This window comes from Rhodococcus sp. O3, from assembly GCF_048897285.1.
In the GTDB taxonomy this organism is placed as follows: domain Bacteria; phylum Actinomycetota; class Actinomycetes; order Mycobacteriales; family Mycobacteriaceae; genus Rhodococcus.
Window position 1 is genome coordinate 1 of the sequence record NZ_JBMBTE010000174.1, and the last position, 7,810, is coordinate 7,810.

General features: G+C 66.7%; 7 protein-coding genes and 1 pseudogene. 5 read left to right on the forward strand and 3 right to left on the reverse strand.

Going from position 1 to position 7,810, the window contains the following annotated elements; translation table 11 throughout:
• From ACN675_RS26450 to ACN675_RS26460, 3 genes and pseudogenes are all read left to right on the forward strand, one after another.
• Positions 1–394, forward strand: a pseudogene (locus tag ACN675_RS26450) (hypothetical protein); the annotation flags it as partial.
• 119 nt (positions 395–513) lie between these two features.
• Complete coding sequence (locus ACN675_RS26455; RefSeq protein ID WP_420753648.1) at positions 514–1,092, forward strand: sigma-70 family RNA polymerase sigma factor; 579 nt, start codon at positions 514–516, stop codon at positions 1,090–1,092.
• Positions 1,085–2,179, forward strand: a complete 1,095-nt coding sequence (locus ACN675_RS26460) for an anti-sigma-D factor RsdA (RefSeq protein WP_420753649.1) — start codon at positions 1,085–1,087, stop codon at positions 2,177–2,179. The genes ACN675_RS26455 and ACN675_RS26460 overlap by 8 nt, the downstream gene beginning before the upstream one ends.
• A gap of 81 nt (positions 2,180–2,260) precedes the next feature.
• On the opposite strand, the gene ACN675_RS26465 is transcribed toward ACN675_RS26460, so the two are convergent.
• Positions 2,261–2,671 (reverse strand): DUF5319 domain-containing protein, encoded by a 411-nt coding sequence (locus ACN675_RS26465; RefSeq protein WP_197250866.1) that lies wholly within the window; start codon positions 2,669–2,671, stop codon positions 2,261–2,263.
• 362 nt (positions 2,672–3,033) lie between these two features.
• Between ACN675_RS26465 and guaB the strand changes: the two genes are divergently transcribed.
• Complete coding sequence (guaB, locus tag ACN675_RS26470; RefSeq protein WP_420753650.1) at positions 3,034–4,557, forward strand: IMP dehydrogenase; 1,524 nt, start codon at positions 3,034–3,036, stop codon at positions 4,555–4,557.
• An 81-nt stretch (positions 4,558–4,638) separates the two neighbouring features.
• Positions 4,639–5,781: a GuaB3 family IMP dehydrogenase-related protein gene (locus tag ACN675_RS26475; protein ID WP_420753651.1), complete on the forward strand. Its 1,143-nt coding sequence runs from the start codon at positions 4,639–4,641 to the stop codon at positions 5,779–5,781.
• Between the two features lie 560 nt (positions 5,782–6,341).
• Here ACN675_RS26475 and ACN675_RS26480 read toward each other — a convergent pair.
• Both ACN675_RS26480 and ACN675_RS26485 read right to left on the reverse strand, forming a co-directional pair.
• The gene (locus ACN675_RS26480; protein ID WP_420753652.1) at positions 6,342–7,418 is read right to left on the reverse strand and encodes a hypothetical protein; all 1,077 of its coding nucleotides are present in this window, start codon (positions 7,416–7,418) and stop codon (positions 6,342–6,344) included.
• Between the two features lie 71 nt (positions 7,419–7,489).
• Positions 7,490–7,810, reverse strand: a 321-nt coding sequence (locus tag ACN675_RS26485) for a NucA/NucB deoxyribonuclease domain-containing protein (protein WP_420753653.1), incomplete at its 5' end; no start/stop codon positions are given.

A 7,810-nucleotide genomic window follows, 5' to 3' on the forward strand; every position in this document is an offset into this window, starting at 1 on the left:
GGCGGAAAAAGGCACGGCCCTCTGGCGGCAGCGGATCAGGCTGCACTGGGTGACGGCGGAAACTGCGCTGGCCTCGGGTGATTTCGCGACTGCGAAGCAGCACTCCGCGCAGGCCTCCGCGCGGGCCGATCTGAGCCCGTCCGTGCGGCACCGGGTGAAATCCGACCTGCTGCGCGCGGCGTCGGCGACCGGCGACCCCGACCTCGGACCGGCGCGTGTCCTCGTTGCCGACGTGTCCGAGCGTTGCGCGGAACACGGTCTGGTGCCGCTGCGCTGGGCGGCGGCGATGCTGGCACACGGTATCGGTGCTGTGCCCGGCGCAGATCACGTGCGGGACGAATGTGCCCAGGTCGTGACCTGTCGCGGCGGCCGCTTCGCAACGATCCGAAACTAGTTCTGCCAGGGCGAATCGGAGTTGTCCGGGCATGTCGTTAGGCTGGTGGAGTTCCACCGTCAGTGGAAGCACTCCCGGGCGGGGACGTGCCACTTGTAACACCAGGACATACGCAATCGATGACTGTTATGGGTGAGGAGTTGGACTCGGCAGTCGCTGCGGCTTCGCAAGGCGATCGGGCTGCCCTCGCCCAGGTTCTCGCAAGCATCCGGCCCATGGTCGTGCGGTACTGCCGGGCAAGGGTCGGGTCTGCGGAGCGCGGCCAGCACTCCGCGGACGACGTGGCGCAGGAGGTATGCCTGGCTGTGATGACGGCGCTGCCGCGATACCAGGACCAAGGACGTCCCTTCATGGCGTTCGTCTACGGGATCGCAGCGCACAAGGTCGCCGACGCGCATCGGAGTACCGCCCGTAATCGGTCGGACCCGGTCGCTGACGTTCCCGAAGTGATGTCGCTGGAAGACAGCCCGGAAGAACATGCGCTCAACGCGGAGACGAGCCGGCAGATGAAAGACCTGCTCGGCACGCTCCCGGAGAAGCAACGCGAGATCCTGATCATGCGGTTGGTGGTGGGGTTGTCGGCGGAGGAGACGGCAGCCGCAGTTGGAAGTACGGCGGGGGCCGTTCGAGTGGCTCAACACCGAGCCATCGCCAGACTCAAGAAGGAAGTGACGAGAGCAGGTGAGAGGAATGGGTAGGAAGCGCGGTGACAACGACTTCCACGCTGATCTCGCCGACGACGGCACCCCGGTGGACATCGCGGCAGTGCGTCGTGATGATGCCCTCATCGACGCGATCTCCGGTGACGGTCCGGTAACGACGGAATCGGACGAAGAGTACGAACTTGCCACGCTGCTGGCGGGATGGCGCGCGGAGATCCTCTCCGAGCCGTTACCGGCCGGCCCCGAGCTCGACGAGATCGTCGCCGCGGTCCATCGAGAAATCGATGCCCGCGATGCGGAGGCGGCCGGTCGAGCACGCTCCCGCACCCAGCTTCGCCTGCTGCGTCCCATCGCCGGAGCCGCTGCCCTCGTCGCGATAGCAGTCGGCGGTGCGGCGGCCGTGTCCTACGGCGCCGAACCGGGTGACCCACTCTGGGGCGTCAAGGAAGTCGTTTTCAGCGAGCAGGCGCAGAGCACCGTCGCGCGGATCGATACGACATCGAGTCTCGAGCAGGCGGAGCGTGCGCTCGCCGCCGGCGACACCGAGGTCGCCAAGCAACTGCTCGAATCGGCGCAGGTCCGATCCAGCGATGTCGTCGACGCCGGTCAACGGGACGAACTGGGCGACTGGCTGCAACGACTGTCGGACGAACTGAGCAAGCTCGTGCCGGTCCCGCTGCCCGGTCTGCCGATCCCGGCTCCGGTTCCGGCCCCGGTCCCTGCGCCGGTGCCCCCGGCGACGGTCCCGCAGTCGGACGCCGCGGTGCTTCCGGAAACCCCCGGCACGACCGGCTCGGGAACACCGTCGGGCACCCCGTCGGACGCCGCGACGCAACCGTCCCCGTCCCCGTCCTCGTCGCCCGATCCGACAATCCTGAACCAGCCGACGACGCAGCCGTCGGTACCGCCGGTCGAGCCGAGCACCCGCCCGACGACCACGCAGCCGCAGCCGCAGCCGACTACCGAGCCGAGCACGCAGCCGCAGACGCCGTCCACCACGAATCCGCCCACCACGACCGCGTCCGCTTCGGCATCGACGACGTCGTCTCTCGAGCAGCAATCGATCAGCGCGCCGGTGGATACACCGCGTACACGATTGGAAGAGACCACGGAAGTGCCCTGACGGTCACCCCGACGTGAAACGCGGCGCCGGCCACACTCTCGGGTGTGCCGGCGCCGCGTTTCGTCGTGTTCGGTGCCGTGTTCAGGAATCGAAGCCGTACGGGTCCGCCGGAAGCGCCTCGTTCATCGACGCATCCGCATACCCGCGGCAGTAGTCCCACGTCACGTACGCCTCGGGCGAGGGATCGTATGCGGGTTCGTGCGGTCGGACCGTTCCGTCCACGAGGAGCTGCAGCAGATTCGCGCGCAGCATGTCCCAGTCGTGGTAGTGGTCCTGGTGGCAGTCCTCGCAGCACACGACGAGACCGCGGACCCCACGCGGGGCCAGCAATGCCTCGTAGACGGCGAGGTCCGCAAGGTCCTCTTCGACCGCCAACCGCTCCGAGGGGTCCAGCGGCTGACCCGGCTCGATCGCGTCCAGCGCGGCCGACGGGTCGTCGGGATCTCCGGCGAAGGGGTCCGGTGGAAGACCCGGAGGTAACTGATCACGCACGACACCCACGGTACGCAGTGCGGTGGGGTCTGCGCCAGCCGTAGCGGTGGACACGCCGACCGACAGGGCCCTGCGGTCCTCGTGGACCGGGCCTGCCGGCCCTGGGCAACGGGGTGCGGGCTGCGGCAGTACCGATTGCGGCAAACGATACGATGGGGAGGTGAGCGTACCGGCTGCCTCGGATCGCCCGGGGAATATTCGTACCGCTCACGACATTGTTGGTCACGACATTGCTGCTCACGACGCCGGCGCCTCGTCGCCGCTCCGTCGTCCGCGACAGCGTCGTTTCACGCTCAGAACCTGTCGGGCCGGAACTCGTCCGGACCCGCACCGTATCGACTGGCATGGAGGGTCCGAACCGCATGAGTAGTACCGGAGGGCACGTGCACACCGGCGGCGACGACCCGAACAAGGTCGCGATGCTGGGCCTGACCTTCGACGACGTGCTGCTGCTCCCCGCGGCGTCCGATGTCGTCCCGAGTCAGGTGGACACGTCGAGCCAGTTGACGCGCGAGATCCGCCTGCGCATCCCGCTGGTCAGTTCCGCGATGGACACCGTCACCGAGTCGCGAATGGCGATCGCCATGGCCCGTGCCGGCGGCATGGGTGTGCTGCACCGCAACATGTCCGCTGAGGTCCAGGCAGCGCAGGTCGAGACCGTCAAGCGTTCCGAGGCCGGCATGGTCACCGACCCGGTCACCTGCAAGCCGACCGACACCCTCGCCGAGGTGGACGCCAAGTGCGCCCGCTTCCGGATCTCGGGTCTGCCGGTCACCGACGACGACGGCCTGCTCGTCGGCATCATCACCAACCGCGACATGCGGTTCGAGGTCGATCAGAACCGGCCGGTCGCCGAGGTCATGACCAAGGCACCGCTCGTCACCGCACGCGAAGGTGTCAGTGCCGAGGCCGCGCTGGGGCTGCTGCGCCGTCACAAGATCGAGAAGCTCCCGATCGTCGACGGACAGGGCAAGCTCACCGGACTCATCACCGTCAAGGACTTCGTCAAGACCGAGCAGCACCCGAACGCCACCAAGGACCGCGACGGCCGCCTCCTGGTCGGCGCGGCGGTCGGTGTCGGCGAAGACTCGTGGACCCGCGCGATGCTGCTGACGGACGCCGGCGTCGACGTTCTCGTCGTCGACAGTGCCCACGGTCACTCGGCGGGCGTGCTGTCGATGATCTCCAAGCTCAAGGCGGAGGTCGGCGATCGCGTCCAGATCATCGGCGGCAACGTCGCGACCCGCGCCGGGGCGGCCGCCCTCATCGAGGCGGGCGTCGACGCGGTCAAGGTCGGTGTCGGACCCGGCTCGATCTGCACCACCCGCGTCATCGCCGGTGTCGGTGCACCTCAGATCACCGCGATCCTGGAGGCCACCGCCGCGGCCACACCGCACGGCATCCCCGTGATCGCCGACGGTGGCCTGCAGTTCTCCGGCGACGTTGCGAAGGCCCTCGCGGCCGGTGCGTCGACGGCGATGCTCGGTTCGCTGCTCGCCGGCACGGCCGAGTCCCCCGGTGAGCTGATCCTCGTCAACGGCAAGCAGTTCAAGAGCTACCGCGGAATGGGTTCGCTGGGCGCGATGCAGTCGCGTGGCGAGGCCAAGTCGTATTCGAAGGACCGGTACTTCCAGGACGACGTCCTCTCCGAGGACAAGCTGGTCCCCGAGGGCATCGAGGGCCGGGTCCCGTTCCGAGGCCCGCTGCAGCAGGTCACCCACCAGCTCATCGGCGGCCTGCGGGCGGCGATGGGATACACCGGTGCGGCCACGATCGAGCAGCTGCAGTCGGCGCAGTTCGTGCAGATCACCGCTGCAGGGCTCAAGGAGAGCCACCCGCACGACATCACGATCACCGCGGAGGCACCGAACTACGCGGCCCGCTAGCCGCACGTTCGAATCACGCCGGTCGGTTCTCCCGTCTCGCCCGCGAGGGGAGAACCGGCCTCACACGAGAAAGGGGCGCGCGTGCGCGACCTCGTTGAAATCGGCATGGGCCGCACCGCCCGGCGCACCTACGAGCTGGACGACATCGACATCGTGCCGTCCCGCCGGACGCGGTCTTCCAAGGAGGTGTCGACGGCCTGGCAGATCGATGCCTACCGATTCGACATCCCGGTGCTCGCGCATCCCACCGACGCGCTGGTCTCGCCGAAGTTCGCCGTCGAACTCGGCAAGGCCGGCGGTCTGGGCGTCATCAACGGTGAAGGTCTGTGGGGCCGGCACGAGGACGTCGAGTCGGAGATCACCAAGCTCGTCGAGCTCGCCGAAACGAACCCGGACCCCAGCGCCGCGGTGGCCTACCTGCAGAAGCTGCACGCGGCTCCGCTGCGACCCGAGCTGCTCGCCGCGGCGGTCGGCGAGGTGCGAGACGCGGGCGTGACGACGGCGGTGCGGGTCAGCCCCCAGAATGCGCGTGCCCTGACCCCCGACCTGATCAAGGCGGGCATCGACCTGCTCGTCATCCAGGGCACGATCATCTCCGCCGAGCACGTCGCGCACGGCGAGGACGAGCCGCTCAACCTCAAGACGTTCATCTCCGAGCTGGACGTGCCGGTCGTGGCCGGTGGTGTGAGCGATCACCGCACGGCTCTGCACCTGATGCGTACCGGCGCGGCCGGTGTCATCGTCGGCTACGGCTCGACGGCCGGTGCCACGACGACCAGCAGCGCCCTCGGAATCGGGATCCCGATGGCCACCGCGATCGCGGACGCTGCCGCGGCCCGTCGCGACTACCTGGACGAAACCGGTGGCCGCTACGTGCACGTCATCGCGGACGGTGACATCGAGACCGCCGGTGACCTGGCGAAGGCCATCGCGTGCGGTGCCGACGCGGCCGTGCTCGGTGCGCCGCTGGCGGTGTCCGCCGAGGCGCCCGGCCGCGGCTGGTACTGGCCGTCCGTCGCGGCTCACCCGTCCATGCCGCGTGGGTCCGTGTTGCAGGTCGAGGTCGACGACGAGCGTCCCGGCCTGGACCGGGTGCTGAGCGGGCCGTCGGACGATCCGTACGGTTCGCTGAACCTCGTCGGCGGGCTGCGCCGGGCGATGGCGAAGTCCGGTTACTCGGACCTCAAGGAATTCCAGAAGGTGGGCCTGTCGGTTCGCGCCTGACAGCTTTCTCCGCTTCCGGTGGCCGGATGTCGGATCGGTTCGTATGCAACGGACCGACTCGACGTCCGGCCGTCGTCGTTCACGGGACTGCTGTTGTCGAGATGCAGTGAAGATTGACAGGACACGCCGCTACAGACTGACAGAGTCTCGGTGAGACGAGGCGCCAGTCAAGGTTTCATTCCGGGAAACCGCAGCTCAGAAGCTTTATAAAGCTGCGGTCGGCCCAGTTAATCTGCCCCGCCCATCTCGCTCATCTTCGCTGCATCTCGACATATGTTGAGATACGGCCAAGACTGAAAGAAAACACCGCTACAGATCGACGGATCACGGGCAAGGCGACGGAGCTCGTCAATGTCCGAACGCACACCCCTCCGACCCTCGCCGATTCGCCCATTCTATGGAATGTGCCTCGCACCCGGATAGCGTCGACGACATCCACGACCATCGCATTGACAGAGGACCACAGGGGACGCGAACCACCCGCCGAGGCGGAATACTCGGCGGCACAACCAAGCAGCGAACCGGCGCGGGTGTCGACGTTGAGCGACCTGCCAGCAGTTCTATCTGTCGAGAAACTCCCGGTGCGCGGCCGCGGTAAGTTCGAGATAGTCCATCCCGTAGGTGCGCGCCGCACCCCAGAACGCTTCGATAGCCGCCTCGAGCGAACCCACCCCGGGATACATGCTGCGGGTATAGGTCAACAGCGCCATGTACTGCTGGACCATCTCGTGTTTAGCCGGCAGCCCTGACACGATGGTGCGCCTGATACGTGGATCGGCATCAAGGCGGTTGCGGGCAGCGTTGCTGGCAATGAAATCGGGATGACCAATCGTGCCGGCGTCCATGTCCTCGAGTACGGCCTGCCACCACTCGAGGTCAGCGATCCCCGCCCGCTCCCAAGCCCGGCGCACACACCACCGGGCGAAAGCCCACCGTTGGTCCTCGTCGGTTGCTTCGACCCAATCGATCAGCTCGCGGTCGAGACCGGCGACATTGCGGCTCGAATACACTGCTTCGAGTGCCGGGGTGAGAGGTCTGCCGCCGAACTGCTTCATCTGTGTCCGTACCGCCCCCGCTTCGGGGCTCTGTGGTGGAACGGTCAGCACAGCACCGGACTCGTCGCGGATATAGACGTACTCGGTAGACAGGCTGGATTCGTCGACCTGCGTCGATGGTGACCATGCGATGTCGGTCTTGCGCAATGTGCGTACCCCGGCAGCAAGCTGATCGGTGGGCCACAGCACGATCAAGTAATCCTCGCAGGGTTGCGAAACGTCTTGGCCGTACGCATTGTCACGTCCGCGGGCATGGGCTCGCAGCATGTAGTTCCCGGGAGCAACCGAGCCGACCGAGGCGACGATCGTCCCGTCGATCGCAGCCAAGCGCATCTCGGTCTCGGCCTCGATGGTAGTTTCCTCTACCACCTCCCAATCCTGTGTTCGGTCATCATCGGGCGTCCGCTCGTGCAGCTCGACCCGCACTCGAACCGGTCCGTACGCGATACCGGTGTAGAACGAGACGAACCGTTGCCCGGCGTCGATCAGGGTCCCGTGCGATTCCGGCTCGGTGGTATCGACATACAGTTCGCCGAAGATGAACTGGTGGTGATCGACGTTGACGGTGCCTTCGGATTGCATCGCACGGAACCCTTCTCGATGGATGGTGTTGTAGAGATTGCCTTGAGTGAACAGCCACTCAGTGGGGCACGTTAGCTCCCGCGCACGTAGAAGCGTTCGTTGTCCAGGATTCTGTTCTTGCGGTAGAACCAGTTCAGCACTCCACCACCGCTGCGGTTCGATCGGCTGCTGATGTAGCTCATGCTGGTGCCGGGTGCACCTAGATTGTCAGGGTCAGCGGGATCCAAGACCGGAATGTTGGGGAGTGCTACTTCACTTCCTTCCCATGTTCTGGTTCCGGGAACAGATCCTCCCTGATAGGTCGACGCGAAGGGGTATTCGTCGCAGTCCTTCCCTGCCGGCCGCAGTTCCTTGACACGGTTGCAGGTGTTGTTGCGGTTGGTCTGGGCCTG

Excerpts from the sequence above, each read along its gene's own strand:
- ACN675_RS26455 (WP_420753648.1), top strand. The coding sequence starts at position 514 with ATGACTGTTATGGGTGAGGAGTTGGACTCGGCAGTCGCTGCGGCTTCG.
- guaB (WP_420753650.1), top strand. The coding sequence starts at position 3,034 with ATGAGTAGTACCGGAGGGCACGTGCACACCGGCGGCGACGACCCGAAC.
- ACN675_RS26460 (WP_420753649.1), top strand. The coding sequence starts at position 1,085 with ATGGGTAGGAAGCGCGGTGACAACGACTTCCACGCTGATCTCGCCGAC.
- ACN675_RS26480 (WP_420753652.1), bottom strand. The coding sequence starts at position 7,418 with ATGCAATCCGAAGGCACCGTCAACGTCGATCACCACCAGTTCATCTTC.